This window comes from Citrobacter sp. Cpo148 (genome assembly GCF_030332375.1).
In the GTDB taxonomy this organism is placed as follows: Bacteria; Pseudomonadota; Gammaproteobacteria; order Enterobacterales; family Enterobacteriaceae; genus Citrobacter; species Citrobacter portucalensis.
The window spans coordinates 777,619-792,506 of the sequence record NZ_JAOWHY010000043.1; the positions used below are offsets into that span (position 1 = coordinate 777,619).

Genomic DNA, 14,888 nt, shown 5'->3' on the forward strand with positions numbered 1-14,888 from the left:
GTCTGATTTAACGAGAAATGTCGTAAGAAAGCGGGGAAAACTATGCTACGAACATCACGCCTTTGCAACAAAGCGCTAATGGAAGGGCATTTAGAAATATTTAGACGTATTTTGAATTAAAAAGCCCCGCATAGGCGAGGCTTTATATCTGAGATGGTTGCGCATATGCGCTTCAAATCAGTGGTGTCGATCAGATAGCTGTTACGTTAACAGCAGCCGGACCTTTCTGGCCGTCCTGAATTTCGAACTCAACGTTCTGGCCTTCAGCCAGAGTTTTGAAGCCGTTACCCTGGATAGCGGAGAAGTGTACGAACACGTCTTTGCTGCCATCAGCCGGAGTAATGAAACCAAAACCTTTAGACTCGTTGAACCACTTAACTTGACCTTTAATCTTTGCCATTTGCAAAATTCCTTAGAGTATTTTCTTCGCCCGCAGGCATAACATAGATAAAACTGAGACATTACTGCTTGAGGCACTAATATAAGGTTCGGCAGAGAAGCGGTATTCAACGTCAACGTGTTTACTCAGGACTTCTTTACTGAAAATGCCACACATAAACAGAACTGTACCTCGTTTAACCCAAAACGTGTTATCACATACAACGTTAATAATGGCAAGCCATTTTTAAACGTGTCTCGATCGGTCGCACAAATCCCGTCGTTCATCAAACAGCAACTGCACAGTTATGCGCCACACCGAGTAGTGTTATATTCCCGCCGCTCGCCCCATCCCCCGCCTGGCTTGCACCATAGCCGGGACATTTCTACCATAGCTCAATAGCTTCGGTTGTTCCAGATTAGCTGTTACAGGGTGTGCCGGATATCATTTTTTATGCTTAGTAATGCATAAAATGTCACAAGCGTAAAAATGAGATCCGCCTTCTGCTTTTGCACCAAAATAATGAAAGAATGATGACAATGCACAAAAAAAGTAAGAGAAACGTTTCGCTGTTAATAAAACGATCGCTATCACAAAAATGACATAATCATATTTTTATCGTATGGGAAATTATATTTATATCAGACCGGGGATAAGATATTAATTGGTTGGAGCATCTGAAAATACTGAGTTTACACGCGTATCAGAGTGCTAATTACACGACATATACAGAAGAAAATAATCTGGCACGTTGGTGACAGGATGAAACATCTGAGAACAAAAGCAACAGATCCTCACCCTGTCATACCGTTTTTACCGCTCAGCTACCAGGCGGATGATGTCATCATCTTCATCCTTCGCTGTGACCGCAGCAGGCTCTGCTGCTTTTTCAGGTTCGTTAGCTTCGCAAAGGCGACGGAGCAATGCGTTCTGTCTTTTTTGCTGATCTAACAATGCTTCAAGCAGCTCAATCTGCTCATTAGTACGCGAACTTGCCCGATTGACGAAAAACCACAGTACAAGCCCGACAACCAGAATCACCACCGATACAGCCAAAGACGCCAAACTCAACGCGCCAGAATTCAAAACTTCGTTCATTTCACCACCTCAATGTAGACAGCGTAGTTTACCACTGCCGCACAAGAAGGTAATCAACTGTGGCAAAAATGCGCTTACCAGGGAATAAATTTATTGATGGCACAAATACCGCTGAAAAATTGTACATCCTGATCGCACATGATGTTGAACACTTGCGCCCACATCAGTATGCATACCAGCACGACAACTATCAGCACTACCCAGCGAATTTTTTTCACTCCAGCTCCACTCTTCGAATCTACATCTTATGCCTATAAATTATCATGCGTTACCTAAACCCAGCGTTAACTGTATCGGCATTCAATCTTTTTAGGAATGATTCACTTGTTTCATCCCATGTACAGGCTAATCTAATAATAACGAGAAAAGATAAGAGGTTGTAATGCGTCTGATAATCCGCGCTATTGTGTTGTTAGCTCTGGTTTGGATCGGTTTATTACTGAGCGGCTACGGAATTTTGATTGGAAGTAAGGAGAATGCAGCGGGTCTGGGCTTGCAATGCCAATATCTGACCGCCCGCGGAACCAGCACCGCACAATACGTCCACACAAACAGCGGTATCATTGGCCTGTCGGATTGCCCTTTGTTAAGAAAAAGTACGGTCATTATTGATAACGGTTAATATAGCAACAATACATACGCTACGTTATTTGCACCAACTAACGTTATGACTGTTCATAAAAAACCCCAGATACAAAAATATCTGGGGTTTTTAAGTTGACGCTATTACGCCAGATTAGAACGGATAATCGTTATAACCCATTTGTTCTGAAATTTTACGCGCAGCCGTATGCAGCATCGCCACATACTCGTGCAAACGTTCCTCTGAGAAACGCAGCGTCGGGAATGAAATACTCAAGCCTGCAATCACCACACCGAAACGGTCAAACACCGGCACACCGATGCAGCGCAGACCTTCTTCCTGTTCTTCGTTATCTTCACCGTAGCCCTGCTCACGGACTTTATCCAGCAGTACCAGCAGCTCATCAGTATTGGTAATAGTACGGTCGGTGCTGCGTTTGTACTCAATACCGTCCAGAATTTGCTTCACTTCATCGCGGTCACGCCATGCCAGCAGAACTTTACCGATAGCCGTGCTGTACAGTGGATTACGGCGACCTACGCGAGAATACATGCGCAGATTGTACATGGAATCGATTTTATGAATGTAGACGATGCTGTCTTCATCCAGTGCGCCAAGGTGTACTGTTTCTTTGGTCAGGCGCGAAAGTTCGCGCATCTGAATATCAGCGCTACGGATAAGATCGACGTTTTGTAACGCGCGAGCACCCAGCTCGAATAGTTTCAGGGTCAGTGAGTATTTCTCAGACTCCCCTTCTTGTGCCACATAGCCCAGCGTTTTCATGGTCTGCAAAAAGCGATAAACGGTGCTTTTCGACATCATGACGCGTTGCGACAACTCGGTAATACCAATTTCGCGCTCTTCACCCAGCGCCTGCAGGATGCCAAAAACCTTCAGCACGGAAGATACAGAATCGGGTTGTTTATCCAGATCTGCGATTGCCATTTATCACCCCTTTCGAGTGTTTTATAAAAATCAGAACCGGTTTTTATTATAATTTCACGTATCAGCCCTCGCAATCGCTCTTTGCTTACTTAGTTACAAATCTGCGACCTAACGCCTGAATATCAATGCTAAAATTATTATTCTCATCATAAATTCCGACAATATTGACTTCCTATGGAAAAAACTCAGACCGATGGTCTGCCATTGCCTCAGCGATACGGCGCAATTTTAACCATTGTTATTGGCATCTCTATGGCAGTACTCGACGGCGCAATAGCGAACGTTGCCCTCCCCACTATCGCCACCGATCTTCAGGCCTCACCCGCCAGCTCAATCTGGATTGTGAACGCCTACCAAATTGCGATCGTTGTTTCGCTGTTATCGCTCTCTTTTTTAGGTGATATGTTTGGCTACCGACGCATTTATAAATGTGGTCTGGTCGTGTTTCTGTTGGCGTCGCTGTTTTGTGCATTATCAGACTCGCTGCATATGCTGACGTTAGCGCGCGTGGCTCAGGGGCTTGGCGGCGCGGCGCTGATGAGCGTTAATACGGCATTGATCCGACTCATTTATCCTCAGCGCCAGCTTGGCCGCGGAATGGGTATTAACTCCTTTATCGTGGCTGTATCCTCGGCAGCGGGTCCGACTATTGCGGCGGCTATTCTTTCTATTGCCTCGTGGAAATGGCTATTCCTGATTAACGTTCCACTGGGGATCATCGCCCTGCTACTGGCTATGCGTTTTTTGCCACCCAATTCATCACGTGGCAATAAACCGCGCTTCGATCTGCCCAGCGCAGTGATGAACGCCTTAACATTCGGTTTGTTAATCACGGCACTCAGCGGATTTGCACAGGGACAGTCGCTAAAACTGATTGGTGCTGAACTTGTGGGTCTTCTTGTGGTAGGGTTTTTCTTTATCCGCCGCCAACTCGCATTGCCAGTGCCGTTATTACCGGTTGATCTGCTACGCATTCCGCTGTTTTCACTCTCTATTTGTACCTCAATCTGTTCATTCAGCGCGCAAATGCTGGCAATGGTTTCCCTGCCCTTTTTCATGCAAACGGTTCTCGGGCGCAGCGAGGTTGAAACGGGCCTGCTGCTGACGCCGTGGCCGCTGGCAACCATGGTGATGGCCCCACTGGCGGGATATTTGATTGAACGTGTTCATGCGGGTCTGCTGGGCGCGCTGGGCATGGCAGTAATGGCGTGTGGGCTGTTTTCTCTGGTGTTGCTGCCCGCATCACCTTCTGATTTTAATATCATCTGGCCAATGATTTTGTGCGGTGCGGGTTTTGGCTTGTTCCAGTCACCGAATAATCACACCATCATCACCTCCGCACCGCGTGATCGTAGCGGAGGCGCGAGCGGTATGCTTGGAACGGCGCGTTTACTGGGCCAGAGTACCGGGGCCGCACTGGTTGCGCTGATGCTAAATCAGTTTGGCGACAGCGGAACACACGTTTCGCTGATAACAGCGGGTATTCTGGCTTCGCTAGCCGCAATCGTGAGTGGCTTACGTATCACACAACCGCGAGTTCAGGCATAAAAAAAGCGCGTCTGTCGACGCGCTTTTTATTTTAAGTCTGCTGCCAATTATTTCAGGTATTCACCGCTGCGCAGCGCTTCAATACGTTTGTCCAACGGCGGGTGAGTCATAAACAGCTCACTCAACGATTTGGATTTACCGTTGATGCAGAACGCCATCATGCTGGTCGCTTCCTGCGGCTCATAGCTGGTTTTCAGGCGCTGTAGCGCGGCGATCATTTTTTCACGACCCACCAGTTTCGCTGAGCCTGCATCCGCATGGAATTCACGATGACGTGAGAACCACATCGTAATAATGCTCGCCAGAATACCAAATACCAGCTCCAGTACCGTTGCTACCGCAAAGTAGATTAACGGGTTACCGTTGCTACCCTCTCCCTCATCGCGGTTGCCGCCCATAAACCCAGCGGCAATCTGCGCCAGAATACGTGAGATAAAGATAACGAAAGTGTTCACCACACCCTGAATTAACGTCATGGTAACCATATCGCCATTAGCAATGTGGCTGATCTCATGCGCGATAACCGCTTCGGCTTCATCCGGACTCATGTTTTGCAACAGGCCAGTACTTACAGCCACCAGCGAGGCATCCCGGCGCGCACCGGTAGCAAACGCGTTAATATCTGGCGCATGGTAGATTGCAACCTGCGGCATAGCGATCCCGGCCTGGCGGGCCTGGTTCGCGACTGTATTCATCAGCCAGCGTTCTCTTTCATTGCGAGGCTGTTCGATCACTTCCCCGCCAACGGACTTTAACGCCATCCATTTGGACATCAGCAGCGAAATGAAGGAACCACCAAAACCAAACAGCAGTGCCATGATCAACAAGCCTTGAACGCTGCTTGACTGAATCCCTGTCAGGCTCAATACCAGCCCGAAAACGACCATCACAGCCAGGTTCGTCAGCAGGAAGAGCGCGATTCGCATCATAATTTTCTTTTAACCTCAATTTAACAAAACGCACTATGCGATTACCCATATCGTATGGGTCTTATGACTATTTTCAAGCATCCATAGGTGCTAAGTCACCAGAAAGACACAACTTTACATTTTATCGTATCAGACTGACGTCCTCATGCACTTGTTAAAAAAACAGGCACAATTTCTTGTGCCTGTTCGAGGTTATTGACTGGTTGCAGGTTGTTCCGCTGGCTTTTCTTTTTCAAGATGCGCCAGGTCGAGCGCGATTTTTACCGTTTCATCCAGGTACGGATCCGGTTCCTGGTAATCCTTCGGTAGATCGTCCAGTTTCTTCAGCAGCGGTTTGCCTTCACGCTTGAACCGATCGTTAATACGCGCCAGACGCATTGCGTCATCTTCGTTGTTCTCTTTTTCACGCTGAGCGTAATTCAGAGAAGCGATGTTGCGCTTATCCTTCATCGCATTGAAACGCGCAATGTCCTTCATGATGTACTGGAACTCAGGATCGTTCGCAATACGTGCATTGTGCTCTTTCAGCAATTCAGGTCCGAACGGCGTCAGATTATCTGACTTGGTGTAGGTCGCAGCATCAATGCTGTCCCACGGCAGCGCGTTATCTTCAAACTTCTCGCCGGTTTCAGTTTCTTCATTACCTGTCGGCATGATGATATCCGGCGTAACACCCTTACGCTGCGTGCTGCCACCGTTTACGCGGTAGAATTTCTGGATCGTGTACTGAACAGAACCCAGCGCTGGCCATTCCGGACGCAGCATCTGATCGTAAATACGGTTCAGAGAGCGATACTGCTGGACGGTGCCTTTGCCGAAGGTTGGTTCACCAACGATCAGCGCTCGGCCATAATCCTGCATTGCCGCAGCGAAAATCTCTGATGCTGAGGCGCTGAAGCGATCGACCAATACCACCAGCGGGCCTTTGTAGTACACAACGCCGTCGGTATCGCTGTCTTCACGCACTTTACCGTTATTGTCACGAACCTGAACCACCGGGCCGGAAGGAATGAACAGACCGGAAAGCGAAACCGCTTCGGTCAGCGCTCCACCGCCGTTGGTACGCAGATCGATGATGATGCTGCTGACGTTCTGTTTTTCCAGTTTCTGCAGCTGGACTTTGACATCATCAGTCAGGCCAACATAGAAACCAGGAATATCCAGTACGCCGACTTTTTCTTTGCCAACGGTTTTCACGGACATTTTAACGGCACGGTCTTCGAGACGGATACGTTCACGCGTTAGCGTCACGGTGCGCGTCTTGGTACCTTTACCGGCAGGCAGAATTTCAAGGCGCACCTTGCTGCCTTTAGGTCCTTTGATCAGTGCTACGACATCATCCAGACGCCAGCCAATCACATCGACCATGCCCTTGCCCGTCTGCCCGACGCCGACAATACGATCGCCAACGCTGATCGCTTTGCTCTTGGCTGCCGGACCACCTGCCACCATGGAGTTAATGACGGTGTAGTCATCATCCATCTGCAGAACCGCGCCAATACCTTCCAAAGACAAGCTCATTTCAGTATTGAACTGCTCGGTATTGCGCGGAGAGAGATAGTTAGTATGCGGGTCGATTTCACGGGCGAACGCTGTCATCGCCAGTGAGAACACATCTTCGCTGTTGGTCTGCGCCAGACGGCGAATCGCAAATTTGTAACGGCGCGTCAGCGTTTCGCGGATTTCCGCATCGGTTTTACCGGTCAGCTTCAGGCTGAGTTCGTCAAATTTAACCTTGCCGTCCCACAGCGCATTAAGCTCTGCTTCGCTCTTCGGCCACGGCGCTTTACTTCGGTCGAGGTTAAAGGTGTCGTTACCGGTGAAATCCATTGGACGTGCCAGTACGCTTAATGCGTACTGATAACGTTCAAATCGGCGTTTTTGCGCCAGATTATAGAGATCGTAAAAGACATCCAGCTTGCCGGTGCGCAGTTCATCGCCGAGGACCGTTTTCTTTTTTGCATACTGTTCGATATCGCTAGCCAGCAGCACGTTGTGGCTGTAGTCGAGCAAATTCAAATAGCGGTCAAAAATTTTTGCCGAAAACGCCTGATCCAGATCGAACTGGCGATAGTGTGATCGCGTAAAACGCGACGTCACACGTTCGCTTACCGTCGCATGCTGGGTTTCTTCCTTTAAAACGGGGATTTGATCGGCACGCGTGATGTCTTCCACAGCAAGTGCCTGGCCTGCTAATGCAAGCAGACCAGCTAACGCAGTAAGCCTAAAAAAAGTGTTCATGCCAGGCCTGGCCTCCGTTTCAGAACACCAGGTGTTCTGCGCGTACAATCAAAGACATACCCGAATTCAGCTGTACACGGACGCCATCTTTGGTGATTTCTAATACGGTGGCATCCATCGCATTATTTCCTGCTTTCACCTTCAGAGACTGCCCTACCGTCAGTACTGAAATATCAGATACCGGGGTATGCTGTTCTTCGCGAGGAGCACGCGGTGCTTTTGCTGCTGGTTTTTCAGCGCGAGGTTTACGCTCAGCACCTTCTTTACGACGCGGTGCAGGACGCGGCTTACGCTCGCGACGCGGGGCGTCTTCTTTTTCACCGGCAGCAGCGGCCGCTTCGCGTTTTTTCGCCTGTTGCTCTGCGCGTTGCGCCTGAACACGGGCTTTAGCTTCTTCCAGCTGTTTGCGAGCATGTTCAACATGTTGTTCATCCAGCTCACCACAAGGGTTGCCGTCGAGATCAACACGCGTTGCGCCCAATTTAACGCCATACAGATAGCGCCAGCTTGAAGTATAGAGACGTAAGGCAGAACGGAGCTGCGTCTTGCTGAGGTTCATTTCACCCTCAACACGCTCTACCAGATCCTGAAAAATGCCAATTTTCAGTGGGCGCGCTTCGCCTTCCGCACTAAAACACTGCGGGAAGCGTTCGGCCAGAAACGCGATGACTTCTTTACTGCTATTCAACTTAGGTTGATTTTCCATGAAATTTCCTGATTACAACGGACGTAGCCAACAAGCGCAGGCATGAACAGGCGACATTATAATGACGTCATCAGTAATTGCTACGTTATCCGTTGATTATCCTGCGACGCGCGCAAAGAATTTTTTGTAATCCGTCGTTGCAAGCACGGTTTCAAGCTGTGCCACAAGCGTACGCAGACCTTGTTCATCTTCTTCAGTAAAGCGGCCAAATGCCGTGCTATCAATATCCAGCACGCCGATTATCTGATTGTCGACAGCAATCGGCAGGACGATTTCAGCGTTGCTAGCGGCATCACAGGCGATGTGCCCATCAAAAGCATGTACGTCCTCAATACGCTGAACCTGGTTCTGCGCCACTGCGGTACCGCACACACCGCGCCCTACCGGGATCCGCACGCAGGCAATTTTGCCCTGGAAGGGACCAAGCACCAGCGTATCGTCCTCAAGCAGGTAAAAACCGGCCCAATTCACTTCTGCAAGACGCTCGTACAACAATGCGCTGGTATTCGCCAGCGTTGCCAGAAAACTGGTTTCACCTGCCATCAATGCCTGAAAATCACGGTTCAGATCCGTGTATAGCTCTATTTTGTTCATTATATAATCACTTAGTTGTCTTACTTAAAACTGCAGCCTACTAAAATAAACATTAAATGCGTTAATGCTCAAGATCATTCCCGTCATGAGTTAAGATAACATTACTTCAACAATTTGATTCGCGATACATGGCCTTAACGACACCACGCATCACGCCAACTAAAAAAATAGCCATCAGGTCCATCGGTGAGGCACTACCTCGTGCACATTATCATCGCTGCCCTGAATGTGACCTGATATTTAGCTTGCCTAAAATGTGTTCGCACCAAAGTGCCTTTTGCCCACGCTGCCAGGCAAAAATTCGTGACGGACGCGACTGGTCGTTAACGCGACTGGCGGCAATGGCTTTCACCATGTTGCTGCTGATGCCCTTTGCCTGGGGAGAGCCACTCCTGCACATCTATTTATTAGGTGTGCGCATTGATGCCAATGTGATGCAAGGCATCTGGCAAATGACCCGACAAGGTGATCCCCTCACCGCCTCCTTCGTGCTTTTTTGCGTCGCTGGTGCGCCACTAATTCTCGTGACCTCAATCGCTTATCTGTGGTTTGGTAATATTCTCGGGATGAACCTGCGCCCGGTGCTGCTGATGCTGGAAAGGCTCAAAGAGTGGGTGATGCTCGATATTTACCTGGTGGGTATCGGCGTCGCATCAATCAAGGTTCAGGACTATGCTTTTTTGCAGCCTGGCGTGGGGCTGTTTGCTTTTATTGCGCTGGTGATCCTGAGTATTTTGACGCTGTCGCACCTTAACGTTGAGCAGCTTTGGGACCGTTTCTACCCGCAAAGACCGGCTCGTCGGCCCGATGATAAGCTCCGCGTCTGCCTCGGCTGCCATTTTACAGGTTATCCGGACGCCCGCGGTCGCTGCCCTCGCTGCCATATCCCGTTGCGCTGGCGCAGAAATCAAAGTATCCAAAAGTGTTGGGCGGCACTGCTGGCCTCGATTGTCCTGCTTTTGCCCGCTAACCTGCTGCCCATCTCGATAATTTATGTCAACGGCGGCCGACAGGAAGACACAATCCTGTCAGGCATAATGTCTTTGGCAAACAGTAATGTCGGCGTAGCGGCGATCGTGTTTATCGCCAGTATATTAGTGCCATTCACCAAAGTGATTGTGATGTTTACGTTGCTATTCAGCATCCACTTTAATTGTGAACAAGGGTTGCGCACCCGTATAAAACTACTGCGTATGGTGACCTGGATTGGCCGCTGGTCGATGCTGGATCTCTTTGTTATCGCGTTAACCATGTCGCTGATAAATCGCGATCAGATACTTGCTTTTACTATGGGACCGGCTGCGTTTTATTTCGGCGCAGCGGTAATATTGACTATTCTTGCTGTGGAATGGCTGGACAGCCGCTTACTTTGGGATGCACATGAGTCAGGAAACGCCCGCTTCGCAGACTGAAGCGCAGATTAAAACAAAACGCCGTATCTCCCCGTTCTGGCTGCTGCCGTTCATCGCGCTGATGATCGCAGGATGGCTTATCTGGGGAAGCTATGAAGATCGCGGCAATACCGTGACCATTGACTTTATGTCTGCGGACGGCATTGTGCCAGGCCGTACTCCCGTTCGTTATCAGGGCGTTGAAGTGGGCACGGTGCAGGATATCAACCTCAGCAAAGATCTGCGCAAAATTGAAGTCCGCGTCAGCATCAAATCGAGCATGAAAGATGCTCTGCGCAAAGATACCCAGTTCTGGCTGGTCACGCCGAAGGCGTCGCTGGCTGGGGTTTCTGGTCTGGATGCGTTGGTTGGCGGCAACTATATCGGCATGATGCCCGGTACTGGCGAGGCCGAGGATCATTTCGTCGCCCTCGACACCCAGCCCAAGTATCGTCTGGATAATGGCGATTTAATGCTGCATCTGCGCGCCCCTGATCTCGGATCGCTTAATAGCGGTTCACTGGTTTATTTCCGTAAGATTCCGGTGGGCAGGGTCTATGACTACACCATCAACCCGAACAATCAGGGCGTAACCATCGATGTATTGATTGAACGTCGCTTCACCAATCTGGTGAAAAAAGGCAGCCGCTTCTGGAACGTCTCCGGTGTAAATGCGGATGTCAGCCTTAGCGGTGCGAAGGTAAAACTGGAGAGTCTGGCGGCGCTGGTCAACGGTGCCATTGCTTTTGATTCACCCGAAGACTCAAAACCTGCTGCGGCAGACGACACGTTTGGTCTATATCAGGATCTCGCGCACAGCCAGCGTGGAGTAATCGTCAAGCTTGATTTACCCAGCGGAGATGGACTCAAAGCAGGCTCAACATCGCTGATGTATCAAGGATTAGAAGTCGGTCAGCTCACAAAACTGGATTTAAACCCAGGCGGTAAAGTCACCGGCGAAATGACGGTCGATCCCAGCGTCGTAACGCTGCTGCGTGACAACACACGCATTGAGTTACACAGCCCTAAATTATCGTTAAGCGATGTGAATCTCAGTTCGCTGCTGACAGGTAAAACTTTCGAGCTGGTACCTGGCGAAGGCGAGCCGCGTAACCAGTTTGTCGTTATCCCCGCTGAGAAGTCGTTGTTACACGACCCAGGCGTCATGACGTTTACGCTGACCGCGCCGGAGAGTTACGGTATTGATGCTGGCCAGCCGCTAATTCTTCACGGCGTACAGGTCGGTCAGGTGATTGAGCGTACGCTTTCCAGCAAAGGCGTCTCATTTACCGTTGCTGTTGAACCACAGCATCGTGACCTGGTGCAGGGTGACAGTAAGTTCGTGGTGAACAGCCGCGTGGATGTCAAAGTCGGACTTGATGGCGTGGAGTTCCTTGGCGCAAGCGCCAGTGAGTGGCTCAGCGGCGGCATTCGTATTTTGCCCGGTACTAAGGGTGAAATGAAAAAAAGCTACCCGCTTTACGCTAACCTGGAGAAAGCCATTGAAAACAGTCTGAGCGATCTGCCAACCACCACGGTCAGCCTGAGCGCCGAAACGCTGCCTGATGTGCAGGCCGGCTCGGTGGTGCTTTACCGCAAATTCGAGGTCGGTGAAGTGATTAGCGTTCGTCCTCGCGCCGATGCATTTGATATCGATCTGCATATCAAACCGGAATATCGCAACCTGTTGACCAGCAACAGCGTGTTCTGGGCCGAAGGCGGAGCAAAAGTTCAGCTTAACGGCAGCGGATTAACCGTACAGGCATCTCCCCTTTCACGCGCGCTTAAAGGGGCGATTAGCTTCGATAATTTAAGCGGTGCCAGCGCCAGTCAACGTAAAGGCGACAAGCGTATTCTGTATGCTTCGGAAACCGCCGCGCGTGCGGTCGGCGGCCAGATAACGCTGCATGCGTTCGATGCCGGTAAACTCGCTGCTGGCATGCCAATTCGCTACCTGGGAATCGATATCGGACAGATCCAGACGCTTGAGCTGATCACCGCCCGTAACGAAGTTCAGGCAAAAGCGGTTCTGTACCCGGAATACGTACAAACCTTTGCGCGAAGCGGTACCCGTTTCTCCGTAATCACCCCGCAAATTTCGGCGGCGGGCGTGGAGCATCTGGATACAATCCTGCAGCCGTATATCAACGTTGAACCAGGACGCGGTAATCCGCGCCGTGATTTTGAACTGCAGGAAGCCACCATTACCGACTCTCGTTACCTCGATGGTCTGAGTATTGTGGTTGAAGCACCAGAAGCAGGTTCGCTGAATATCGGAACCCCGGTTTTGTTCAGAGGTATCGAAGTTGGGACTGTCACCGGGCTGACGCTGGGCTCGCTTTCCGATCGTGTGATGGTTGCCATGCGCATTAGCCAACGCTATCAGCATCTGGTACGCAACAACTCCGTGTTCTGGCTGGCATCCGGCTACAATCTCGACTTCGGCCTGACCGGCGGTGTCGTGAAGACCGGTACCTTCAATCAGTTCATCCGCGGCGGCATCGCCTTCGCGACTCCACCGGGTACACCGCTGGCTCCGAAAGCACAGGCAGGTAAACACTTCCTGTTGCTGGAAAGCGAACCGAAAGAGTGGCGTGAATGGGGAACCGCCCTGCCACGTTAATGTATCCACTGCTCCGGCGCGAGTACGTACGCCGGAGCAGTTATGCTACACTGCGCACCTGTTTTTTTGCCGGTGGTACCAAGTGGCTTATTTTCCCGACGCCTTTCTGACTCAAATGCGTGAAGCAATGCCTTCCACGCTCTCATTCGATGAATTTCTCGCTGCCTGTCAGCGCCCGTTGCGCCGCAGCATTCGCGTCAATACGCTGAAAATCTCCGTTGCCGATTTCCTCGCGCTGACAGCACCTTACAACTGGTCTCTCACTCCGGTTCCCTGGTGTGCTGAAGGCTTTTGGATTGAGCGTGATGATGAAGAGTCAGTGCCGCTCGGCAGCACCGCAGAACATTTAAGCGGCCTGTTTTATATTCAGGAAGCCAGTTCAATGCTGCCAGTCGCAGCACTGTTCGCCGAAGGCAATACCCCGGAACGCGTAATGGATGTTGCGGCAGCCCCCGGCTCCAAAACCACGCAAATTGCCGCAAAAATGAATAATCGAGGCGCCATTCTGGCGAATGAGTTTTCTGCCAGTCGCGTCAAAGTCCTGCATGCCAATATCAGCCGTTGCGGGATAGCCAACGTCGCCCTGACCCATTTTGACGGACGCGTATTTGGCGCTGCGTTGCCGGAATCATTTGATGCCATATTGCTCGACGCACCGTGTTCCGGTGAAGGCGTGGTGCGTAAAGACCCCGATGCGCTAAAAAACTGGTCCGTAGAAAGTAATCTGGAAATTGCCGCAACCCAGCGCGAACTGCTCGACAGCGCCTTCCACGCCCTGCGTCCCGGTGGCACATTGGTTTACTCGACCTGTACGCTTAATCGTGACGAAAATGAAAATATCATGCAGTGGTTGATTGAGACCTACCCTGATGCCGTCGAGTTTTTACCTCTGGGCGATTTATTTCCGCAGGCCGAACGCGCCCTGACGCCGGAAGGATTCCTGCATGTATTCCCGCAGATTTACGATTGCGAAGGTTTCTTCGTTGCGCGTTTGCGCAAAATAGCTGCAATCCCTGCACTACCTGCGCCGAAGTACAAAGTCGGTAACTTCCCGTTTAGCCCGCTTAAAGGGCGCGAGTCTGCGCTTGTCACGCAAGCCGCGAGCGCTTGTGGACTGCAGTGGGAAGATAATTTGCGCCTGTGGCAGCGCGATAAAGAGATCTGGCTGTTCCCAACTGAAATTGAACCTCTGATTGGCAAGGTTCGCTTTTCTCGACTTGGGATCAAACTGGCCGAAACCCACAATAAAGGGTATCGCTGGCAGCATGAGGCCGTTATCGCCCTCGCCGACCCGAACCACAGCCATGCATTCGAACTGACCCTTGCCGAAGCGGAAGAGTGGTATCGCGGTAGAGATGTTTACCCGCAAACCGCACCGACGACTGATGACGTACTGGTTACGTTCCAGCATCAGCCGATCGGTCTGGCAAAACGCATTGGATCGCGACTGAAGAATAGCTACCCGCGCGATCTTGTCCGGGATGGCAAACTCTTTACGGGATAACGCACGTTTTTACTGGCGCTTTTGCTAACGTTGACTACGCTGAAAAATGGACGCCCTAACTGGTCGTACCACAACCAGCAAATTAACGGAGAGCACGATGATGAAAACCAGTGTGCGCATTGGCGCTTTTGAAATCGACGACGCCGAGTTACATGGCGAATCGCCGGGGGACCGAACGTTAACCATTCCGTGTAAATCCGATCCGGATTTATGTATGCAACTGGATGCCTGGGATGCCGAAACCAGCGTCCCGGCCCTGTTGAACGGAGAACATTCAGTACTATTTCGCGAACACTACGATCGTAAGTCAGATGCCTGGATCATGCGCCTTGCCTGATTCAAAAAGA

Annotated in this window: 15 protein-coding genes; 6 read left to right on the plus strand and 9 right to left on the minus strand. The window is 50.6% G+C overall.

Annotated features, from left to right (window positions below; translation table 11 throughout):
• Positions 1–190: 190 nt before the first annotated feature.
• The 4 genes from cspE to mgrB form a co-directional block, all read right to left on the minus strand.
• The gene (cspE, locus tag OGY10_RS13610; RefSeq protein WP_001062678.1) at positions 191–400 is read right to left on the minus strand and encodes a transcription antiterminator/RNA stability regulator CspE; all 210 of its coding nucleotides are present in this window, start codon (positions 398–400) and stop codon (positions 191–193) included.
• A gap of 12 nt (positions 401–412) precedes the next feature.
• Positions 413–556 carry a DUF2627 domain-containing protein gene (locus tag OGY10_RS13615; protein WP_003034983.1) on the minus strand — a complete coding sequence of 48 codons (144 nt, stop codon included), beginning with the start codon at positions 554–556 and terminating at the stop codon, positions 413–415.
• Between the two features lie 636 nt (positions 557–1,192).
• Positions 1,193–1,477 (minus strand): YebO family protein, encoded by a 285-nt coding sequence (locus OGY10_RS13620; protein ID WP_003833774.1) that lies wholly within the window; start codon positions 1,475–1,477, stop codon positions 1,193–1,195.
• A 74-nt stretch (positions 1,478–1,551) separates the two neighbouring features.
• Positions 1,552–1,695, minus strand: a complete 144-nt coding sequence (mgrB, locus tag OGY10_RS13625) for a PhoP/PhoQ regulatory lipoprotein MgrB (RefSeq protein WP_003034977.1) — start codon at positions 1,693–1,695, stop codon at positions 1,552–1,554.
• 164 nt (positions 1,696–1,859) lie between these two features.
• Between mgrB and OGY10_RS13630 the strand changes: the two genes are divergently transcribed.
• Positions 1,860–2,099: a YobH family protein gene (locus tag OGY10_RS13630; protein WP_003034975.1), complete on the plus strand. Its 240-nt coding sequence runs from the start codon at positions 1,860–1,862 to the stop codon at positions 2,097–2,099.
• Between the two features lie 114 nt (positions 2,100–2,213).
• Here the strand turns inward: OGY10_RS13630 and kdgR are convergent, their stop codons facing one another.
• Complete coding sequence (kdgR, locus tag OGY10_RS13635) at positions 2,214–3,005, minus strand: DNA-binding transcriptional regulator KdgR (RefSeq protein ID WP_003833778.1); 792 nt, start codon at positions 3,003–3,005, stop codon at positions 2,214–2,216.
• A 174-nt stretch (positions 3,006–3,179) separates the two neighbouring features.
• On the opposite strand from kdgR, the gene OGY10_RS13640 reads away from it, so the two are divergent.
• Positions 3,180–4,553 carry an MFS transporter gene (locus OGY10_RS13640; RefSeq protein WP_191227097.1) on the plus strand — a complete coding sequence of 458 codons (1,374 nt, stop codon included), beginning with the start codon at positions 3,180–3,182 and terminating at the stop codon, positions 4,551–4,553.
• A gap of 47 nt (positions 4,554–4,600) precedes the next feature.
• Here the strand turns inward: OGY10_RS13640 and htpX are convergent, their stop codons facing one another.
• The 4 genes from htpX to msrC form a co-directional block, all read right to left on the minus strand.
• A complete protein-coding gene (htpX, locus tag OGY10_RS13645; protein WP_003034964.1) occupies positions 4,601–5,482 on the minus strand; it encodes a protease HtpX in 882 nt (293 codons plus the stop codon).
• Positions 5,483–5,674: 192 nt separating this feature from the next.
• A complete protein-coding gene (gene prc, locus OGY10_RS13650; RefSeq protein ID WP_048235216.1) occupies positions 5,675–7,723 on the minus strand; it encodes a carboxy terminal-processing peptidase in 2,049 nt (682 codons plus the stop codon).
• Between the two features lie 19 nt (positions 7,724–7,742).
• Positions 7,743–8,429, minus strand: coding sequence for an RNA chaperone ProQ (gene proQ, locus OGY10_RS13655; protein ID WP_003833781.1), 687 nt, complete (start codon positions 8,427–8,429; stop codon positions 7,743–7,745).
• A gap of 96 nt (positions 8,430–8,525) precedes the next feature.
• Positions 8,526–9,023, minus strand: coding sequence for a free L-methionine (R)-S-oxide reductase MsrC (gene msrC / locus OGY10_RS13660; protein WP_003833782.1), 498 nt, complete (start codon positions 9,021–9,023; stop codon positions 8,526–8,528).
• Positions 9,024–9,151: 128 nt separating this feature from the next.
• Between msrC and yebS the strand changes: the two genes are divergently transcribed.
• The 4 genes from yebS (at position 9,152) to OGY10_RS13680 (ending at position 14,878) form a co-directional block, all read left to right on the plus strand.
• Positions 9,152–10,435 carry a membrane integrity lipid transport subunit YebS gene (gene yebS / locus OGY10_RS13665; protein WP_286576895.1) on the plus strand — a complete coding sequence of 428 codons (1,284 nt, stop codon included), beginning with the start codon at positions 9,152–9,154 and terminating at the stop codon, positions 10,433–10,435.
• Positions 10,404–13,037 carry a PqiB family protein gene (locus OGY10_RS13670; RefSeq protein WP_060683715.1) on the plus strand — a complete coding sequence of 878 codons (2,634 nt, stop codon included), beginning with the start codon at positions 10,404–10,406 and terminating at the stop codon, positions 13,035–13,037. The genes yebS and OGY10_RS13670 overlap by 32 nt, the downstream gene beginning before the upstream one ends.
• A gap of 82 nt (positions 13,038–13,119) precedes the next feature.
• On the plus strand, positions 13,120–14,541 hold the full coding sequence (gene rsmF, locus OGY10_RS13675) for a 16S rRNA (cytosine(1407)-C(5))-methyltransferase RsmF (protein ID WP_075551255.1): 1,422 nt from the start codon (positions 13,120–13,122) through the stop codon (positions 14,539–14,541).
• 100 nt (positions 14,542–14,641) lie between these two features.
• On the plus strand, positions 14,642–14,878 hold the full coding sequence (locus tag OGY10_RS13680; protein ID WP_165612495.1) for a YebV family protein: 237 nt from the start codon (positions 14,642–14,644) through the stop codon (positions 14,876–14,878).
• The last annotated feature ends 10 nt before the right edge of the window (positions 14,879–14,888 follow it).